Genomic DNA, 18,946 nt, shown 5'->3' with positions numbered 1-18,946 from the left:
TGGGGATAAGGGCGAAAACCGTTTTGAATGATGGATGATGAGGGTTCAAAAAACGACTTTGGCCCTGCGAAGCCCGAAGGGCGTAGTCAGACCCGGCCGGTGGAGTTTTTTGGAGCCTCATCATCCATAGCTATAGTTGTTGATTTATCCCAATAAAAGGAGGATACATGAAAAACACCATAAGAAAATACGCACCTCCTATCTTTCACTGTATTAACGACTTCGGTCAAGGTTCACTGGCTGCGCTTATACCATTTTTTATTACGAACTTTGGCCTTAATTATTATCAATCGGCTTCCATTATTTTCTGTAATACCGTGGTAGCGTCTATTGCTCAGCCCATTTTGGGGTATGTAGCGGATCGATGGCGCGTGCCTTGGTTTATTCCGGTAGGCTTTACAGTGACTCTTGTGTCTATTAGTGCTATGGCGCTGGCTACGAACTATGAAATGATTCTTGCTTTGTCTCTTTTAGCCGGCGTAGGAGCAGCGTTATTCCATCCTGAGGCGGCTCTTTTGGTGAATCGCACGCAATCCCATGAAATTGGCAACGCCATGGGGCGCTTTGCTGTGGGCGGTAGTGCGGGGTTTGCGTTAGGACCTCTCATTGCAGGGGGCGTTTATGTCTTTGGCGGACAATTTCTCTGGGTGTTTACAGCCATCGCTTTACTGGGCGTATTAATGTATATCTATGCTTTCACGGATAAGGCCGATGTGAGTAATGCTAGTGTCTGTGAAAGCCATTCTAAATCTGTTGCTATTGGCACTAACGATTGGGTGAGCTTCGGGAAGTTATTCTTTGTCATAGCCTCAAGGTCTATACTGTTTTCTGTGCTGTCTATCTTTATTCCAATTTTGTATATTACCGTTATTAATGGTGAAGCCGGTGCATCGAGCTTGGCACTTACGATGTACTTTGCCATGGGGGCTGTCCTTACCTATATGGGTGGTGCACTATCAGATAAGCTAGGCTTTCTAAAAACAGTGCGTTTAGGCAATATTATATTTTTACCATCCGTATTAGTGTTTATCTTCGTACCGAATGCATGGGGATTCTTTGGTGCCATGATACCGATGGCCTTTGGCGTATTCTCGCAATACGGCCCTATTACCGTTCTAGGCCAAAAATACCTTGCTAAAAATGCAGGTTTTGCATCAGGCATTACATTGGGCCTCGGCATTACATTAGGTGGCCTTGTAGCGCCTTATATTGGACATTTAGCAGATATTTACGATGTACAAACTGCATTAATGACCTTGATACCTGTTGGTGCGTTAGGATTATTAATGAGCTTCTGGTTGAAAGAACCTAAATAAAATAGAATTCGTGTAATCTTTATTTAGTCTTTTCGTGCTTTGCTATTATGTTGTATAATAACTATGGATTAATTTGACTTTCACATTTGGAGGACATCGATATGGCAACAAGTATGGTAATCGGCACTCAATGGGGTGACGAGGGTAAAGGTAAAATCGTTGACTGGATCGCGGAACGTGCTGACGTTGTAGTGCGTAGCCAAGGCGGTAACAATGCAGGTCACACTGTTGTGGTAGATGACAAAGCATTTGCGCTTCGTTTATTGCCAAGTGGTATTTTGTACGATAATAAACAAAATATCGTTGGTACGGGCGTTGTTATTGACCCTAAGGTGTTATTACAAGAAATCGAAGGTCTTGAAAAACAAGGTAAATCCGCAAAATCCCTTCACATTTCTGACCGTGCTCATGTCATCATGCCATACCATATCGCTCTTGATATGGCCGAAGAAGCATCCAAAGGTGATGCTAAAATCGGTACAACTAAAAACGGTATCGGTCCTTGCTACGCTGATAAAATCAACCGTATTGGCATTCGTATCTGCGATTTGTACGATATGGAAACGTTTAAACAAAAATTGGCGTACAATGTTGAGTTTAAAAATAAAATGCTTACTAAGGTATACGACGCTGAACCTGTTAATTATGATGAAATCCTCGCGGATTACACTAAATATGCAGAGGCTTTGAAACCTTATGTAACAGATACAAATATCGCTGTATTGAAAGCGATTCAAGAGGACAAAAAGGTATTGTTCGAAGGCGCGCAAGCAACTATGCTCGACCTTGATCATGGTACATATCCATTCGTAACATCCTCTCATCCAATCGCTGGTGGTGCTTCCACAGGTGCGGGTGTAGGTCCTAACTATTTGAAAAATATCTTCGGCGTTGTGAAAGCTTATGCAACACGCGTTGGTGCAGGTCCATTCCCTACAGAGCTTCTTGACGAAACTGGCGAAAACCTTCGCAAACTTGGTCATGAGTTCGGTACTGTAACTGGTCGTCCTCGTCGTTGTGGTTGGTTAGACCTTATGGTTGTAAAATACGCTGCAGGTCTTAACAGCCTTGATTACTTGGCTATTACTCGTTTAGATATTCTTGATACGTTCAAAGAATTGAAAATCTGTGTAGGTTACAAATTGAATGGTAAAGACGTAGAAGGCTTCCCGGCTAACTTGAAAGATCTTGAAGTATGCGAAGCAGTATACGAAATATTACCAGGTTGGGAAACAGATATTTCCGGTATCCGTTCTTACGACGAATTGCCTGAAAACGCGCGTAAATACGTAGAACGTATTGCAGAGGTAACTGGTGTTCCTTTGGGTATCGTATCCGTTGGTCCTAACCGTAGCCAAACAATCGATCTTGTTAACGTATTTTAATCTGCTGTAGCAAATTATTATAAAAAATAATAAGCGGAGATTCTTATTAGAGAATCTCCGCTTTTATGCGTATTTTCTATCTCATAAATAAATTTAATTATTCAATTAAAATATTTTAATGAGAATAAAAAGAAAAAAATAGATTTAGTTATTAAAATAGTATATAATAGTATAAAAGTAGATTGATAATTTTTGATGTATATTGAGGAGTTTTTCTTATGGTTGAAGTTTCTTATGAACGTTTGGCAACGATTTTTAAAGCGCTCAGTGATGAAACAAGATTACATATTATAGATATGTTGTCCTGTAATGAGTTGTGTGCAGCAGATATTTTGGCAAGTTTTAATTTGTCTCAATCCACATTGAGCTACCACATGAAAATCTTAATTGATGCTGGCGTTGTAAATTCTCAACGTAATGGTCTTTGGACTCGCTATTCCATCAATGAAGATACATTTAGCGACATTTTGGAAATCATTCCACAATTGTACAAAACTAAAGACGAATGCATTTGTGCACAAATTAAATACTGCCGTCTTGATGAACACGAACAAGACGCGTAATCATGAGACGCTGGATTATGCATGTTGATATGGATGCTTTCTTTGCATCCGTAGAACAACTGGATCATCCTGAATATAAAGGCCACCCCGTTATCGTGGGTGGTCTTTCTTCGCGTGGCGTCGTAGCTACTGCATCCTATGAGGCCAGAAAATTTGGGGTCCATTCGGCCATGCCTATTTCGAGGGCGAAGAAACTTTGTCCGCACGGCATCTACGTGTATCCGAATATGGCTCGCTACAAGGAGATTTCCCAGATCATTCACAAGGTGATGGAGGAATTTACACCTATCATTGAGCCCTTATCTCTGGATGAAGCCTTCTTGGATGTTACGGGTATTACCCATAAATTTACGGGCCCTAAGGCTTTGGGCCGTGCTATTAAGGACCGCGTGTTTGAGGAAACGGGGCTCATCATTTCGGCGGGTCTGGCTCCGAATAAATTCCTTGCTAAGCTGGCATCTGACCTAGATAAGCCTGACGGTCTTGTGGTCATTCCTTATGGTAAGGAATATGAAAGCCTCGCTAATTTGCCCATTAAACGTATTTGGGGCGTCGGGCCAAGTACAGAACGGCGCCTTAAGGATGGTGGATTCTCGTTCATTAAAGATATTCAGGCTTTACCTGATGAGACCGCTTTAGTGCCTTATGTGGGTAATCAGGCGCGGCGGGTGTGGGAATTGGCTCGAGGCATTGATGAACGCCCTGTAGAAACGGATCGGCAAATACAATCAGTAGGTAATGAGGAAACCTATGAATATGATGTAGAGGATCCTGCTGTTATCGACTTAGAACTGCATTACTTTGCCAATCGTGTAGCGAAACGATTGCGTAAGTATGGCTTGATGGGGCATACCGTATCGATAAAGGTACGGTACAAGGATTTTAAAACCGTATCTCGACAGAAACGTCTTGATTCGTCCACGGATCAAGAACGTGTTATTTATGACACTTCGGTATTGTTATGGAATAAGCTGATGCGTGATGCACTCTCTGCTAAGCAAGAAGAGCAAGATGTGATGGGTGCTACACCTAGGCCTAAGTTTGATAATTCTATTCTTGAAGTGCCTGTTAAACCAATTCGCCTCTTAGGTGTGACAGTCAGCGGACTTTCAACAGAAGGCATTGTACAAGATGATTTATTCTCTATTGGAGCGGATGAAAAAGATGAGAAACTTTCAACAGTGCTCGATTCATTAGCATCTAAATTCGGTGAAGGGGCTATCATGAGTGGAGCCCTTTGGCGACGTGCTCATGGAGATGGTGGAGAACGGCGAAAACGGTCGGAATTAAAGGCCGAAATTGATTTAGATACTGAAGAATAAAAATCTTTCATGAATAGAATCATTCGTGATACAATGTACGTATACAGCAATGTGTATATGCAAGAAAATATCTGCAAGAGAGGTATAAATATGAGTATATTTCGTGTGGCCATTCATTATGGCGTAAACAGCAATGGGTTTTTAGCTTATGATACAGATACAAAAACTGTGACTATAGACCTACCTGAACAAGAATGGATTGATAAGGTTCATGCATACTTAAACGAAGAACATACTATTGAGAATGCAACAGGTCTCGATACATATGAACGTGTACAAGTAAAACCTTTAGAATCCTTGGAAAACTTTAAATTAGCTCTTACACGCATGTGGGTTGCCATCGACGTACAAGTCGACTGGAGCCGCCCAGCGTAATTAAAATGAACCCCTTCGTAGCCATGTTGGTGCTATAAAGGGGTTTTCTTATTGTGGCTATAGTTGGAGTGCGTATTTAAATATTACTCATCAAATTTCTTATTTGTTAAGTCCTGATACATAAGCTTAGCGATTTCATATTGTGGATCACCGGCTTGTAGTTGGTGTGAAGGTAGTTTAAATACGGCCTCAGCTATTTCGTTTTTCTTGATATCGATGCCTTTTACATCGTCAGAACGGCTTATAGAAATTGTATGGGTTGTTGGATTTATGAAGTACGCATTTACATCGATGCTGAAAGCTTTGTTTTCATCTTTTCTCATGATTGTACGTAAAATCATAGCTGAGATAGCAGTAGTACCATCCTTTTCGCCTAATAGCTGTTTAGAGGTGTACTCTACATAATCTGCATAGACATAAATATCGCCAGGTTTGGCCTTATCATAATCTTGTGTATAGGCTTCTACCAAACGCAAATCGAGTTGCCTACCAAATGGTCGAGAGAACATTTCGCTTTGTAAGTCCCGTGTTTCACTAACAGGTGGATAGAACGGTATAGGCGTTAAACCTTTTAGCATATCTGTGCGAGTTTCGTTTTTCCGTTTAGCGCGCCGTTCCGCAGTGACCTTGTCTAAGCGTTCACGCTCTTTTAACATGGCCTTTTCTTGCTCTTCTTTAGATTTATAAGTTTTTACGGATACAACACGGTTACCAGACATAGTGACTGTCGAATAGATTGGTTTGCCGTTAGTAGGTTTTCCCTCAGAAGCATCAAGCGTAGATTGTACTATGGCTGGTGTTGCGCTTTCAATTGATTTTCTTAACCCTGGAATATTGGCGTAATCCATATCAACCACAGCAGTATCTGTGCTTTCACTTGGCTGCGCAGGTGTAGCCCCGTACGCGGATGATATAGCTAAGACAGCTAATAGTGAACTGGTAATAATCAATCGTTTACATAGTTTCATTACACATACCTCTTTTTATAAGAACTCTCTAATACTATCAACAGCTGTATTATAGCATAGTTCTTGCGTAGATAGATTTAAAAACGATATAATAAAGTATACATGCGTCTATAGCTCAACCGGACAGAGCGCCAGTTTCCTAAACTGCAGGTTGTGGGTTCGATTCCCTCTAGGCGCACCATAGAAGATGAATCAGGCATAAGGCTTTTTCCCTTATGCCTATTTTTTTGTTTGAAGAAATCTTTGCTAATATAGAATACTAATTGAATAATAGTGATTCGTTCTATTTTTATGATAATATAAAAGTATGTAAATTAGATTTTCTAATATTAATAGCCAATATGTATAGGGAACCTTGGGGGCATAAAATGCAACTTACATTAAAACAGCAAGAGAAAGCAGCTAAAGAATTTGCCAAAAAATGGGAAAATGTTGGAGATGAGAAACAAGACACTCAACGATTTTGGATGGATTTACTTCAAAATGTATATGGGATAAATAATCCTGCTGATTTTATCGGCTTTGAACAACGTGTTCAGCTAGGTCATACTAGTTATATTGATGCTCTGATTCCGGCTACACATACTATGATAGAGCAGAAAAGTTTAGGGAAAGATCTTAATGCTCCGATTAGACAATCTGATGGCACACTTTTAACGCCCGCAGAACAAGCCAAACGCTATGCAGCTGCATTACCATATAGTGAACGCCCAAGATGGATTGTAAGTTGCAACTTTAAAGAGTTTCATGTATTAGATATGGAACGGCCAAATGATTCTGCGGAAATTATAGAATTGAGCAAATTAGGGACTGAATTTTATAGACTTAATTTTTTAGTTGATGTTAAAAGTAGTCATATAGAACGTGAGATGGAAATCTCCAAGGGCGCAGGGGAGCTTGTGGCTCGACTATATGATTCATTGTTAGAGCAATATAAAGTCAATCCTTTATTAACAGAAGAAGCAATTTTACATAATATCAATAAGTTATGTGTACGTTTAGTATTTTGCTTATATGCAGAGGATTCAGGGCTATTTGGTAAAAAGAGCTTGTTTCATGATTATTTACAAGATTTTCAACCCCATCAAGTTAGAAATGCATTGATGGATTTATTCCGTATTTTAGATACAGAAGAATCTAATAGGAATCCCTATGAGAGTGAGACCCTATTAAAATTCCCTTATGTGAACGGAAGTCTTTTTAGTGACCCTGTTGAAATTCCTCAATTTTCAGAAGATGCAGTTAATTTGATATTACAAGATGCATGTAATTTTGATTGGAGTGAAATTTCACCAACAATCTTTGGGGCTATTTTTGAAAGTACGTTAAATCCAGATACACGACGTCATGGTGGTATGCATTATACCAGCATTGAAAATATTCATAAGCTAATAGATCCATTATTTTTAGATGAGTTTAGAAATGATTTTAAAGAAGCTATGTCTAGAAAAGATGGGAAAAAGAAAATCCAACTACTAAAGGCCTTACAAGATAAAATGGCATCCAAAACGTTCCTTGATCCTGCTGCGGGTTCTGGTAACTTTTTAACAGAATCATATTTATCATTGCGTCGATTAGAGAATGATATTTTAAGAGAGACTATTACGGACTCATCTGGTACAGGAATATTAGGCTTTGATGAAGAGGAATTTGATCCTATTAAGGTTAGTATTCAACAGTTTTATGGTATAGAAATCAATGATTTTGCTGTATCTGTAGCCAAAACAGCTATTTGGATAGCTGAAGCTCAAATGTTTAAAGAGACCGAAGCTATTATTCATAAAGAAATGGATTTTTTACCGTTACATAATAATGCGAATATACATGAAGGTAATTCGCTTAATATGGATTGGGCAGAGATAGTTGATTCTAATGTTTTATCATATATTATGGGTAACCCTCCATTTGTTGGTGCAAAGATGATGAATAAGCAACAGAAGTCTGAGATGTTAGTATTGTTTAATAAAACTTCTAGTGCTAAGTCTTTGGATTATGTTGCTGCATGGTATAAAAAAGCTGCTGAATATATGAAAGATACAAAAATTCATGCTGCATTTGTATCAACAAATTCGATTACGCAGGGGGAACAAGTCCCGATTCTTTGGGAACCCCTTATGCAAGAAGGAATAATTATAAACTTTGCTTATAAGAGTTTTATATGGGATAGTGAGGCAAATTTAAAAGCACATGTGCATTGTGTAATTGTCGGATTTAGCTATGAAGAATTAAAGAATAAATTACTATATAGTGATCAAAGCTGTAAATCTTGTAATCATATTAATGCTTATCTAGCTGAGGCACCAGATGTTTTTGTAAAACGTAGATCAAAACCATTGGCGAATATACCTACATTGATTTTAGGGAATATGACATATGAAGATGGTAATTTGATATTGTCTGAAGAAGAGAAAGATGAGTTAATTTGTGAGAATCCGATTGCTGAAAAGTGGATTCGACCTTTTTTAGGTGCATATGAGTTTATTAATAGAAAACAAAGGTATGTTCTTTGGCTTCAAAATGTTTCTCCTAAAGAGATTAATAAAGTTAAATCTATAAAAGAGCGAGTTGCTAAAGTTTATGAGTTTAGACAATCCTCTAAGAGAGTAAGTACAAAGCAAGGCGCTAACTATCCATCTTTATTATTAAATATTACACAGAAGGATATAGATTATAATAATTTTATCTTTATTCCTCGTGTATCATCAGAGCGTCGTAGATATATCCCGATGGGCTTCCTACCATCAACTGTTATGATTAGTGATGCAGCATATTTTTTACCTTATGCAGATTTATATATTTTTGGGATATTAAACTCAAATGTTCATATGGCTTGGATGCGTGCAGTTGCAGGTCGTTTAGAAATGCGATATAGATATTCCAATTTTATTGTTTATAATAACTTCCCTTGGCCACCGTTAAATGAAAATCAAAAGAAAAAAATAGAACAAACTGCACAAGCAATTCTTAATGCACGGGAGTTATATCCAGATTGTTCTTTGGCAGACCTTTATGATGCTGTTTTGATGCCTAAAGAGTTAAGAGAAGCTCATAGAGCTAATGATAGAGCTGTTATGCAGGCATATGGATTTGATACTTTAATGACAGAAGAAGAATGTGTAGCTGCACTAATGGAATTGTATGAAAACAAGATAAAGAGTGGTACATAATGTGATATATGTAGAGTTAAAAAATACATATGTGTAAAGTTTTAAATCTAGGAGTGTAAATAATGTTGAAGAAATCTTTGGTAGCAATATCTTTGGCTTGTGTGTGTAGTTTGTTTATGGCTCCCACTCAAGTATTGGGGAGTGATGGTTATATTTCTACGAGTGAGTACTTTATTGGGGGTACTCAACCAGGAGCATTTGAGGAGAATGTTTTACAATCATTGGGCGAGCCAACAGAAAGATATAAGGGGGACTATACTTATACAAAAGGAGGGCCATTTGTAAAGTATACGAATCAGGAAATCTTATTTTATAACGGAATTGGCCTTACAGTTGCAGATATATCTGTAGGTTCTGATAATTATGGTCGTAGGGTGGCCTTGATTCTATTGCTTGATAGAAGTGGTACAACGCCATCTGGGCTAGCAGTAGGAGATAGTATACAAAAGGTGATAGAACTATATGGGTTGCCAATGGGGTCTGCACGAAACTGGAAAGTAGATAAAAGCACACGTTTTGGACCTTATAAGTTTATGTATGATGAAATCTATAGTTATAGAGTTAAGGCGACACGTACCTCTTGGGATGATATGGAAGAAATGGACGTTTATACCTACAAAGGACGAGTTACGGCAATTTGTTTGTATACTGGGTATTAAAGATAAGGGAAGTGGAAAATGTCATATTGCAATTTAAGGTTGAATTTAGGTTTTAAAGCCTAAATTATAACATAAAAACATAAAAATTAGGTTTAAAAACCTTAAAGTGATATAATAGATATAGAATTAGGTTTTAAAACCCATTTTGAGAGGAGGCTTGTGCATGTCATTAGTTTCGCGACCGTATTATTTAGATTTTCTTCGAAGACATAAAGATAGACCTATCATTAAGGTTGTTTCTGGTATACGGCGTTGTGGTAAATCTACGTTGTTTAAGCTGTTTCAAGATGAGTTATTAGCCGATAATGTAACTGCCGAACAAATTATTGATATTAATTTTGAGTCGATGGAGTATGATAAATTAAGAGATTATCGGGCTTTATATGAATACATTAATGAACGGATTATTCCAAGTAAAAAGATGTATCTATTCCTCGATGAAATTCAGCATGTACCATCGTTTGAGCGTGTAGTAGATAACTTCTTTGTACAAGATAATGTTGATATATATATTACAGGTTCTAATGCTTATTTTATGTCCTCTGATATGGCTACACTTCTCACAGGTCGCTATGTACAAATTGAGATGCTTCCCTTGTCTTATAAGGAATATGTTGATGCCTATAGTGAAAGTGGGCTTTCACGGATGGTCTTATATGAAAAATATGTAAGTGAAGGCTCATTCCCAGGGCTTTTACATATGTCGGAAAATTGGCAAGGTCGGCAGGATTATTTACAAGGTTTATTTAATACCGTTGTTTTAAAAGATATTGTTGATCGATTAAAAATTGCAGATATTAAATTGCTTGAAAGTATTGTGAGATATATTTTCGCCAATATTGGTAGCTTGATTAATCCCACAAAGATTGCGAATTCATTAACAAGTGCAGGTCGAAAGGTAGATAACAAAACTGTAGAACGTTATCTTAGGGGCTTAGAAGATAGTTTACTGTTATATAATACAGAACGATTTGATGTGCGTGGCAAAGAATTATTAAGATTACGTCCTAAGTATTATGTAGTGGATATGGCTTTTAGGCAACTATTACTACCTGATATTAACCGTGATAGGGGTCATGTATTAGAAAATGTTGTATACCTTGAGTTGCGGCGTCGAGGATATACAGTATATGTTGGACAATTAACAAAGGGAGAAATAGATTTCGTTGCTCAAAAGCCTGGTGGCATATTAGAGTACTACCAAGTATCAGAAAGTGTATTGGATCCAACTACTAGAGACAGAGAGTTAGCACCATTAGAAGCGGTTAAAGATCAGTATCCTAAATTTTTACTCACTATGGATGAGCTCTATAAACCTCATAATTATAATGGAATTCAGCAATGTAATGTATTAGACTGGTTATTAGGGATGTGATAATTCACATCCCTATTTTTGTATCTATATGTTGTTATTTAATATACTTATAAATCATGCTATTTAATTTATAAATAATGCTATAATAAGATAAAATAGGATATTTGTATACAGTTGTTAAGTAAAGGTGCATCATTATGAGTTTTTCCAATTGGATTCAAGCAAAATTATTCGACAATTACGAAGAGTGGCGTTTGAAGAGCCCTGATTATAATCGGAACGGTTTTAACATAGTAGGAATAGATAATACCTTACAGGCTATGCATGATGGATTTTTTATGTATATAGAATTATACCCACCTTGTGCCATCGATGGCTGCACTGCGATGAAAGCACGTGTAGGAAAAACACCGGATGCAGTAGATATATTCTTAGATATTAATGATAAAACCTATCGTATGGCAGATGTAAGTTATCCTGATGCGGTACAGATGATGCGGGCTTTTGTGAAGAAACGTCGGTTGCCTGACCGTAGCCTGTTTGTAGAAACAGTAAAAATAGATGTTAAACAAATTAAGTCAACTTTTGCAGAGTTAGCAGCGTTATTACTTGGCGATACGAAACAAGCTAAATCTTTCATGTCCAAGGTAAAGCTAACATCTATGGATGATATAGAAGATGATTGGTGGAACCTCTATGAGAAACTACAGTCTAAAGGTCGCGCTGTAGAGATATCTTTAAAAATTGAATTAGAGGATTTTCTTTATCATGTGCAGAAGTTAATACGTAACAAGTCTTTAGATACTAGCGAAAATCTAACTATTGATACAGCCGCATTTGATGACAGTCAATGTATTGGGGACTGGTGCGCACATTTTAATTCCACGTGGAAAAACCATAAGTTAGTAGGTATGGACATCGGTACAGATAGTTTGGTGCTCATGGTACTTTCAAATGAGGAATTTAAAAGAGCCCAAGAACTAGCGAAAGAATTATTACATAGAATCGATGTAGCTGAACGTTTGTGATGTAACGAAAATTATAATGTAGTGGCACGATTATAATGTGGCCGTATCTATAAAAAGGTTGTAATTCTTAACTGTAAACAATTTGCACTGTATAAATGTGATGAATAGGAGAGAATCATATGAGTGTTGTACGTCTACCAGAATATGAAGCAGAGTTTGAGCCGGAAGTATTTGAAATTTATGCATTACCGCGTAGTGATGCGAATGGGGCTAGTCCTTATTTAGATAAGTACCATAGACCGCTGGTGTCTACCGATGCTATCCTAGATACTCGGACGGGCGTGCTTGACCGTAGTGAAGGCATTTTGACGTGGATTATTGAGGGTCTTGACGATAGATGGGGTTATTCTTTTGAGCCCCATGGGGTCTATAAATTGTTAGTTAAGAAAGCAAAACCATTAGAGGACTTGGGCTATATGCGTCCCTCTTGGAATAATCGCTATTATGTACTTGAGGTCTTAGAGGAACATGCTAAACATAGCGAGTTAGAGGCGTTGTCAGCTTATTTGAAAACTCCTAAATACCTTCATACTGACAGGGGTGACTTCCTGTTAAATCGAGAGTATCAATATTACACAGCGAGAATTGATGATTATGCATTCACCCTTGATGTAGACGAGGGTTCTGATGAAAGCTGCACCGTGGCGTTATCGGCTTTCAATAAAATCGATAATTTCAAAGCATTTGAACAGCGAATTAGTACCTATATTAGTGAGACCTTATTAGACCTCGCTAACGATTGGCTCGACAATGATGACCAAGATCCAATTACGGCAGAAATATTTGCTAAGCGTATTACTATGGGCGAATTGGCGTTTCGTAATGATGGCACCATAGAGGTCTATTATGACGATGATGATATTTTCTGGGGACACTGCATCATAGCCAATATTGATGCGGATGGGAACCCTGTTAGTGCGGATATTGCAGGATAATAAACTAGTGAAGTGTGGCGAACTAGTGGGGTATCATAATGATAAAATCTGAATTAATGACATTATGGAACGTTGAAAGCTGGGCAGTAGAACCGTATGGCGTTTATTTCGTATCTCGACGATTGGGCACTAATCGTTTAGAGAATGTAGGACAAGCCTTTCAAAACCTCAATATTAGTTGCACCGATTATACTGAGGCTGAGGTGCTTTCACTACCAATGTGGGAACAATTATATATTCAATTAGATAAATTAGACCAATTAGCACAGGAAATCATACAAAAGGAAATATCGCAAGAAGAGTCTGTTGTGCTAACACTAACGGATATAATGTTAGATAAATCAGGTTGTTACGACGCATTTGCACTAGGTTATGATATAGGTGAATCCCCAGCAGGACATCTATATGCTTTGGTTTCTTTTGATGAAAACTTTACGGCTCAACAAGATGTGATTTATGAAACCTTATAGAGTTGTATTAAAGTGGTGACACGGGTGTTGTAGACTACCTAAAAAATAAGTGATACATAGGAGAGAGACGATGGAAAATCTGTATAAAGAATTAAGAAGCTTTTTTGCCAATGATATTGACCTAACTGATTTGTTTGATTCCGAAGCTATCATCTGGATTGACTGGCGCGAGTATGACGAAGATGTGGTGAACTATTTCAATGATATGATGGATGAGCCTATCGATATTAAAACGGTTAGTAATGGCAAGCCCTATGGTGACGATATTGTGCTAAAAAAGGGCGATAAAGAGCTGCAAATTCCTTACGGTGATGAGCAAGATCGAGATGTGACCATCAAATATTTCAACGACTTTATTAAGCCTGATTATGAGGTGCGTTGGTTTGTTGAAAGCCTTGGCAACGATACACTCGGCTTTACCGTGCTTTCAGTGTCAGAATGGGCCAAATTAGATGGTGAATTTGGGGCGGATACGGTTCGCTATTATTTTGAACCTATCGATTTTGAAAGCGACATGTTTAATCTCGGCATGGATGAAGTCTTTGCGTTGCTTGCGTTACGAGAAAATAGTGAAGGCGTTAATACTCAATTTAGTACACAATTAGACTGGATTAGAATCATAAATAAAGAAAAGACCTTGGCTGAACAAAAAGAGAACGGACAAATTGACTTGAAACAATACATGGTCGCTAAAAAAGAACTACAACAGATTAAGGATGACTTTGTAGCAACCCATGGCGAGATGGAATAAGAGCTGTTGTCCTAAAGGAGATTCATATGGCTATTGACGGTGTGAAAATCATAGATAGTGATGATGGCCATGATATTTATAATGCCATTGTTGAACGGTACAAGGATGGTGTCAGTGTCGATACCATAATTTCTGAAATCTTAAGTGAGAAACAAAATTTTTGTACTGATGAGTTTTATACAGAGATTTATTGGACTGCGATGGCCTATTCGTTGTGGAAGATAGGGCATCTACCAGATAATGTTAAAGAGAAAGCATTAAATATAATCGCTCAGGGCCCTCACGAGTTTTGGCTAGAAATCGATGATAAGGCCCCTAAACAGCGTCAAAAGGTATTGGATAAGTTAGCCGTACAGCTACAAAGTGAAAATCTGAAGCCGCTTAAGGTTCGTAAATCTAAAATAAAGAGAGAACCTCATTTTAAGGAGGGCGATGTATTAGCTGTTAAGTTTGAAAACGAGTATGGTGCTATATTTGTCTCTGACGTAGATCAGTCACCGCGGAAAATCGAATATCATTTAGCCTGTACGCGGCTTTTACAAGAAGAAAAACCAACAATGGAAGAGTTTCTAAACAGCAAAATCACATGCCGAAAAGATAATACAAATCTTGCTATCGATACAGACTGTTGGTTCAATCATAAGGACTTAGGTATGTTGCTAGATGATTTGGAAGTCATCGGAACCGTTGAACTCTATCCGTGTAAACTATGGAAACTAGCACCAGCAGGTACGTTGGAGGATATCTATGAGGAGATTACAGATAATCCTAGGGTTGGAAAACTGCGTCTCGTAGATACTTATGAACTGGTGAAAGAGGTTATTGAGAAATTATAAAGATAGATACATGAAAATGTAATTATAAAGGTATAACTAAAATGGATACAGCAATTCAAACATATATAGAAACTGTACAAGTCAACGATATACCGTGGCATCGGTTAACGACCACCTACGGATGTGCCACAGATTTCCCTGAGGCGCTTGATGTGTTGTGGAACATGGAAAGCATTGAAACTGTTGATGCGGCTGGTGAGGCGTTAGAACTCAATATTGAGCACCAATCAACGTTGTGGCATGCGACACCATTCGCGATGATTTTCTTGCTTCGTATTTTTAAGAAAGCTCAAGAAGCGAGCGCTCATAATGCGGTAGCGCAGTATTTAGCAGAACAATTGGTTGAGTTGTTTACTGTGATTGCTGAGTGCATTCGAGATGGTCTTATGCTAGAGCATGCAGATCCATTGCCGAACTTTGAGGATATGCTCAACGAAGAATACCTTTGGTCTGAAGAATATGATGAAGACGAAGACGTTCTTAGATTTGAGGAAGATGACGTATTCCCTGATGATTTATTCTTTAGCTTTTATTATTACTCCCTGCAAATACTTTTGTTAGCTATTCCGCTATTAGATACATCTGATGAAGGAGAGGCTAAATTGCTAGGATTAATTTCTGCTAATAGGAGCGTGTAAGATGGACTATTTAGATATATTGCGAAATGATGCCAAGTTAGCTGAAGATTTTGATACGCTATTCGATTTTCGTTTGCTAGATGCGTTGGAGGAACGTGATACTGCTGAAGGTCGCTGCACATTCTCTTTGCCGGGAATGGCATTTGCTGTAGATGGTGCTGGCGGTGAATATCATCTATTGGAGGACGGATCCATAGGTTATTGGAGTAGCGAGGGTGCTGCGGGCCGTTTGGCTGAAAGTATGGATGATTTGTTTTATTTGATCGTTTTTAGTATTTGTTGGCATGATTACTGTGACTCAAGTAAGTATGCTGATGCGACAACACTTGAAGAATATGGTCAAAATAAGCAGTTGGACATTATCTCTTATTCGCCGATGGAACTTTGGGAACCCATTGTGAAAGCTTTGCATATGCCCATAGACATGAAACTTTCACCTGTTTTACAGAAATTCTATGATGCGGCGCATCGTGAATCTGTATATGCTTGCTATTTCCATGAAGATGATGGGAGCATTACGGAATCAGAACATCTATTTTTCTAGTGTGTAGAAGGATTTGTGAAAGGATTTAATTATGGGACTTATTGCAAATTATAGCTGTTTAAGCGATGTAAATTTAAAAGAGCTTAAAGCCATGGGCTCAGAAGAAGAGGAAATTCTTGAAAGCGTTGAAGAGTGGAATGACGATGATGAATTATTGCTCGATATCGACAAGATGTGGGATGTGCTCCATTTCATGCTAACTGGTGTGGGCACTGATCATAAAGACGATAAAAATCCTCTTAGCCAAGCGGTACTAGGCGTAATGGCTGTTGAGGCTATATCAGACTATGTAGCATATACAGAACACAATCATTTAGCCAATATCGTGGCAGCTCTAGATCAATTTGATATTGAAAGTGCACTCGAATCTTTTGATATGAAAGCCTGCAAAGAAGCAGAATTGTATCCAAATATCTGGGACTATGAAGAAGAAGAGGAAGAAATCAAAGACGAAATTTTTCACGATTTTGAACAAATGAAACGCTTTTATAAACAAGTGCTAGAGGCTAACGGGCATGTGCTTGTATCGATTTGCTAAGAATATAACAAACCAGTATCCATAAAGCTATTAATGAATACTGGCAATGATTAGTAATTTGAAAGTTTTTATGCTAATTGTATTTTGGAAATTTTATTATGGAATCGAGAATAGTTATAAAGGTATAATAATTATTCTCGATGTTATTTATTTAATAGGGTTGTTTTGGTGCTTTAGGATTAAAGTAAAGATTGTAGGTTTTATAAAACGCAAACATTGCTGAATGGTAGACTGGGGATAAAAAGCCCGGTATTTCAGGTTCTTGATGTAAAATTTCGGTAGGCATAAAACTAGAACCATCAAAATTAAAGGAGGAAGTGGAGTTGACTTTATATTTTAGTCCAGTATCCATATTTATTCTATTAGCTAATTCTTGTTTACTCATACCTGATTTCAATAAAGTTCTTATATTATTATCATAATTATAAAAGAATGTTTCGTCTGTTTGCATAATAATATTATGTTGATATGATACTAGGAGCGTATTTGCATTAATTACATAATATGGTGGCGCATATCTTATTGATTTTATACTATTTGTATCTACATACTCTTCTATTTTTTCATCTGAATATACTAAAGTATATTGGTTGGGATTGTTATGAATATCATTTAGTGAAACAGCATGACTAGTGAGTGGTATTAGTATTAATATGATTGGTATTAGTAATAGTCGAAGCATTATAGGATCCTTATTTGATAAAAATAAATTATTTTTCTATGTTTATAATAATTATATCAAATGTGGTTTGTTATGTGCACAGAATGTTAAGTCTTTTGATATTAGTTTGTTCTTGGGAAGATAGTATAAAGATGGTACATAAAAATGGATAAAGCGCGTAAAAAGGAATTATTAAAAGCTTATGCAGACGAGCAAAGGCAATCGTTTAAAGATAGTTTACCTATGGACGAAGAATTATTTTGGAATCTCTTTGATTATGTAGACGAGAAATTAGAAACAAATGACGGTTGCGATCATAGTTTGACTTTCACAAGAGAATTTTTGGAAAAGCAGAGCATAGATGTTGAAAGCGTACTAGACTGGATTATCAACGAAGGTGGCGGTTGTGATTGCGAGGTTCTCTACAATGTAGAGGAACGTTTTGAAGAGTACCGTTAATAGCATTTTCTATAGTTAATTCCTTTTATTTGCAGGTGTTACCAGAAAGGTTTATAGTATAGGCATGTGATGGATATAGTCACATGTCTATTTTTTATAAGGAGGACGCTATGCAACACGTTCAAACCCGCAGTACTACATCCGCGTTAGTACTCACAGCCGTATTGATTGCCCTCGCAACACTGTTTACCATGTACACGAAAATTCCAGTACCTGGCATTCGCGGCTATTTCAATGTTGGAGATGTTGTTATCATGACATCCGCTTTATTATTAGGTCGAAAATATGGCGCCTATATTGGTGCTATCGGCCCAGCGTTAGCTGATTTATTCCTCGGCTACGCAGTCTTTGTACCAATCACCTTTGTGGTGAAAGGCATTGAAGGCTATCTTGTCGGTACTGTCTATAACAATAAGACAACTACTTCTGCTTTGGTAGCAACTGTCGTAGGTGGTATTATTATCGTAGCAGGCTACTTCATCGCCGAATACTTTGTCTTCGATCCAGGCGTAGCCATTGCTAGTATTGTGACTAATACCATTCAAGCCGTTATGAGCGTTATTATTAGCATGATTCTCTATGCTATCTTGCGTAAACGCCTGGGGTAGTAAATTGACAGCCTCTAGAATTCAGACTATACTATAAGTACAAAAGAGCCAGTTAACGTGTTCTAGGCGTTAGGCTCATCAAAGAATTGAGAAATTTGATAAACCTAACGTGTCTAAGTATTGCAGCACTTAGTCTTAAACGTTAGGTTTATTTTTTTGCTTAATTTACATTAATATTTTTTGTTGAGCAAAAACATTAGTTCGATATATAATATAATTAAGATAGTCGACGAGGTTGGGTCGCCCTTTTCTTTGAAGGGGGTGAAGCCTATGAGTGCCTACGAAATCATTATGATTGTCCTTGGGATTTTAACTGTAGTTATTTCCTTTGGCGCATTGATAGTGCTGATTTGTCGTAATAACGACAAATAGCCCTTCGTTACCAACTGGTAGCTGAAAACGAAAGGC

At 37.7% G+C, this 18,946-nt stretch carries 20 protein-coding genes and 1 tRNA gene; 19 read left to right on the top strand and 2 right to left on the bottom strand.

Translation table 11 applies throughout. The annotated features are described in order from the left end of the window. Positions 1-167 precede the first annotated feature (167 nt). The 5 genes from VEI_RS08675 (at position 168) to VEI_RS08655 (ending at position 4,961) form a co-directional block, all read left to right on the top strand. The gene (locus VEI_RS08675) at positions 168-1,316 is read left to right on the top strand and encodes an MFS transporter (protein ID WP_059364336.1); all 1,149 of its coding nucleotides are present in this window, start codon (positions 168-170) and stop codon (positions 1,314-1,316) included. A gap of 101 nt (positions 1,317-1,417) precedes the next feature. Beyond that, positions 1,418-2,701 (top strand): adenylosuccinate synthase, encoded by a 1,284-nt coding sequence (locus tag VEI_RS08670; RefSeq protein ID WP_059364334.1) that lies wholly within the window; start codon positions 1,418-1,420, stop codon positions 2,699-2,701. A 218-nt stretch (positions 2,702-2,919) separates the two neighbouring features. Further along, a complete protein-coding gene (locus tag VEI_RS08665) occupies positions 2,920-3,264 on the top strand; it encodes an ArsR/SmtB family transcription factor (protein ID WP_059364332.1) in 345 nt (114 codons plus the stop codon). A 2-nt stretch (positions 3,265-3,266) separates the two neighbouring features. Then, positions 3,267-4,586: a DNA polymerase IV gene (gene dinB, locus VEI_RS08660; protein ID WP_223209361.1), complete on the top strand. Its 1,320-nt coding sequence runs from the start codon at positions 3,267-3,269 to the stop codon at positions 4,584-4,586. Between the two features lie 90 nt (positions 4,587-4,676). Continuing rightward, positions 4,677-4,961, top strand: coding sequence for a hypothetical protein (locus VEI_RS08655; RefSeq protein WP_059364327.1), 285 nt, complete (start codon positions 4,677-4,679; stop codon positions 4,959-4,961). An 83-nt stretch (positions 4,962-5,044) separates the two neighbouring features. On the opposite strand, the gene VEI_RS08650 is transcribed toward VEI_RS08655, so the two are convergent. Further along, the gene (locus tag VEI_RS08650) at positions 5,045-5,929 is read right to left on the bottom strand and encodes a hypothetical protein (RefSeq protein WP_059364325.1); all 885 of its coding nucleotides are present in this window, start codon (positions 5,927-5,929) and stop codon (positions 5,045-5,047) included. 104 nt (positions 5,930-6,033) lie between these two features. Between VEI_RS08650 and VEI_RS08645 the strand changes: the two genes are divergently transcribed. From VEI_RS08645 to VEI_RS08590, 12 genes are all read left to right on the top strand, one after another. Then, positions 6,034-6,110, top strand: a tRNA-Arg gene (locus VEI_RS08645). A 187-nt stretch (positions 6,111-6,297) separates the two neighbouring features. Continuing rightward, the gene (locus VEI_RS08640; protein WP_059364323.1) at positions 6,298-9,096 is read left to right on the top strand and encodes a DNA methyltransferase; all 2,799 of its coding nucleotides are present in this window, start codon (positions 6,298-6,300) and stop codon (positions 9,094-9,096) included. A 62-nt stretch (positions 9,097-9,158) separates the two neighbouring features. After that, positions 9,159-9,755, top strand: coding sequence for a hypothetical protein (locus VEI_RS08635; protein ID WP_059364321.1), 597 nt, complete (start codon positions 9,159-9,161; stop codon positions 9,753-9,755). Positions 9,756-9,918: 163 nt separating this feature from the next. Beyond that, positions 9,919-11,130, top strand: coding sequence for an ATP-binding protein (locus VEI_RS08630; RefSeq protein ID WP_059364319.1), 1,212 nt, complete (start codon positions 9,919-9,921; stop codon positions 11,128-11,130). Between the two features lie 137 nt (positions 11,131-11,267). Continuing rightward, on the top strand, positions 11,268-12,098 hold the full coding sequence (locus VEI_RS08625) for a DUF6630 family protein (protein ID WP_059364317.1): 831 nt from the start codon (positions 11,268-11,270) through the stop codon (positions 12,096-12,098). 119 nt (positions 12,099-12,217) lie between these two features. Continuing rightward, positions 12,218-13,033, top strand: a complete 816-nt coding sequence (locus tag VEI_RS08620; protein ID WP_059364314.1) for a DUF2262 domain-containing protein — start codon at positions 12,218-12,220, stop codon at positions 13,031-13,033. 38 nt (positions 13,034-13,071) lie between these two features. After that, on the top strand, positions 13,072-13,503 hold the full coding sequence (locus VEI_RS08615; protein ID WP_059364312.1) for a hypothetical protein: 432 nt from the start codon (positions 13,072-13,074) through the stop codon (positions 13,501-13,503). 70 nt (positions 13,504-13,573) lie between these two features. Then, positions 13,574-14,254 carry a hypothetical protein gene (locus tag VEI_RS08610; protein WP_059364311.1) on the top strand — a complete coding sequence of 227 codons (681 nt, stop codon included), beginning with the start codon at positions 13,574-13,576 and terminating at the stop codon, positions 14,252-14,254. 26 nt (positions 14,255-14,280) lie between these two features. Beyond that, positions 14,281-15,090, top strand: a complete 810-nt coding sequence (locus VEI_RS08605; RefSeq protein WP_059364309.1) for a hypothetical protein — start codon at positions 14,281-14,283, stop codon at positions 15,088-15,090. Between the two features lie 41 nt (positions 15,091-15,131). Next, on the top strand, positions 15,132-15,728 hold the full coding sequence (locus VEI_RS08600) for a hypothetical protein (protein WP_059364307.1): 597 nt from the start codon (positions 15,132-15,134) through the stop codon (positions 15,726-15,728). Position 15,729: 1 nt separating this feature from the next. Then, positions 15,730-16,272: a hypothetical protein gene (locus VEI_RS08595; protein ID WP_059364305.1), complete on the top strand. Its 543-nt coding sequence runs from the start codon at positions 15,730-15,732 to the stop codon at positions 16,270-16,272. A gap of 31 nt (positions 16,273-16,303) precedes the next feature. Then, entirely contained in the window at positions 16,304-16,810 is a 507-nt protein-coding gene (locus VEI_RS08590; protein ID WP_059364304.1) for a YfbM family protein, read from the top strand. Between the two features lie 151 nt (positions 16,811-16,961). On the opposite strand, the gene VEI_RS08585 is transcribed toward VEI_RS08590, so the two are convergent. Next, positions 16,962-17,492 carry a hypothetical protein gene (locus VEI_RS08585; RefSeq protein ID WP_059364302.1) on the bottom strand — a complete coding sequence of 177 codons (531 nt, stop codon included), beginning with the start codon at positions 17,490-17,492 and terminating at the stop codon, positions 16,962-16,964. A 144-nt stretch (positions 17,493-17,636) separates the two neighbouring features. On the opposite strand from VEI_RS08585, the gene VEI_RS08580 reads away from it, so the two are divergent. Then, positions 17,637-17,930: a DUF2695 domain-containing protein gene (locus tag VEI_RS08580; protein WP_059364300.1), complete on the top strand. Its 294-nt coding sequence runs from the start codon at positions 17,637-17,639 to the stop codon at positions 17,928-17,930. A gap of 110 nt (positions 17,931-18,040) precedes the next feature. Continuing rightward, positions 18,041-18,538: an ECF transporter S component gene (locus VEI_RS08575; RefSeq protein WP_059364298.1), complete on the top strand. Its 498-nt coding sequence runs from the start codon at positions 18,041-18,043 to the stop codon at positions 18,536-18,538. The last annotated feature ends 408 nt before the right edge of the window (positions 18,539-18,946 follow it).

The organism is Veillonella tobetsuensis (genome assembly GCF_001078375.1).
In the GTDB taxonomy this organism is placed as follows: domain Bacteria; phylum Bacillota; class Negativicutes; order Veillonellales; family Veillonellaceae; genus Veillonella; species Veillonella tobetsuensis.
The sequence above is the reverse complement of the archived record's forward strand: the minus strand, read 5'-3'. Positions and strand labels throughout refer to the sequence as shown.

Excerpts from the sequence above, each read along its gene's own strand:
- VEI_RS08675 (WP_059364336.1), top strand. The coding sequence starts at position 168 with ATGAAAAACACCATAAGAAAATACGCACCTCCTATCTTTCACTGTATT.
- VEI_RS08670 (WP_059364334.1), top strand. The coding sequence starts at position 1,418 with ATGGCAACAAGTATGGTAATCGGCACTCAATGGGGTGACGAGGGTAAA.
- VEI_RS08665 (WP_059364332.1), top strand. The coding sequence starts at position 2,920 with ATGGTTGAAGTTTCTTATGAACGTTTGGCAACGATTTTTAAAGCGCTC.
- dinB (WP_223209361.1), top strand. The coding sequence starts at position 3,267 with ATGAGACGCTGGATTATGCATGTTGATATGGATGCTTTCTTTGCATCC.
- VEI_RS08655 (WP_059364327.1), top strand. The coding sequence starts at position 4,677 with ATGAGTATATTTCGTGTGGCCATTCATTATGGCGTAAACAGCAATGGG.
- VEI_RS08650 (WP_059364325.1), bottom strand. The coding sequence starts at position 5,929 with ATGAAACTATGTAAACGATTGATTATTACCAGTTCACTATTAGCTGTC.
- VEI_RS08640 (WP_059364323.1), top strand. The coding sequence starts at position 6,298 with ATGCAACTTACATTAAAACAGCAAGAGAAAGCAGCTAAAGAATTTGCC.
- VEI_RS08635 (WP_059364321.1), top strand. The coding sequence starts at position 9,159 with ATGTTGAAGAAATCTTTGGTAGCAATATCTTTGGCTTGTGTGTGTAGT.
- VEI_RS08630 (WP_059364319.1), top strand. The coding sequence starts at position 9,919 with ATGTCATTAGTTTCGCGACCGTATTATTTAGATTTTCTTCGAAGACAT.
- VEI_RS08625 (WP_059364317.1), top strand. The coding sequence starts at position 11,268 with ATGAGTTTTTCCAATTGGATTCAAGCAAAATTATTCGACAATTACGAA.
- VEI_RS08620 (WP_059364314.1), top strand. The coding sequence starts at position 12,218 with ATGAGTGTTGTACGTCTACCAGAATATGAAGCAGAGTTTGAGCCGGAA.
- VEI_RS08615 (WP_059364312.1), top strand. The coding sequence starts at position 13,072 with ATGATAAAATCTGAATTAATGACATTATGGAACGTTGAAAGCTGGGCA.
- VEI_RS08610 (WP_059364311.1), top strand. The coding sequence starts at position 13,574 with ATGGAAAATCTGTATAAAGAATTAAGAAGCTTTTTTGCCAATGATATT.
- VEI_RS08605 (WP_059364309.1), top strand. The coding sequence starts at position 14,281 with ATGGCTATTGACGGTGTGAAAATCATAGATAGTGATGATGGCCATGAT.
- VEI_RS08600 (WP_059364307.1), top strand. The coding sequence starts at position 15,132 with ATGGATACAGCAATTCAAACATATATAGAAACTGTACAAGTCAACGAT.
- VEI_RS08595 (WP_059364305.1), top strand. The coding sequence starts at position 15,730 with ATGGACTATTTAGATATATTGCGAAATGATGCCAAGTTAGCTGAAGAT.
- VEI_RS08590 (WP_059364304.1), top strand. The coding sequence starts at position 16,304 with ATGGGACTTATTGCAAATTATAGCTGTTTAAGCGATGTAAATTTAAAA.
- VEI_RS08585 (WP_059364302.1), bottom strand. The coding sequence starts at position 17,492 with ATGCTTCGACTATTACTAATACCAATCATATTAATACTAATACCACTC.
- VEI_RS08580 (WP_059364300.1), top strand. The coding sequence starts at position 17,637 with ATGGATAAAGCGCGTAAAAAGGAATTATTAAAAGCTTATGCAGACGAG.
- VEI_RS08575 (WP_059364298.1), top strand. The coding sequence starts at position 18,041 with ATGCAACACGTTCAAACCCGCAGTACTACATCCGCGTTAGTACTCACA.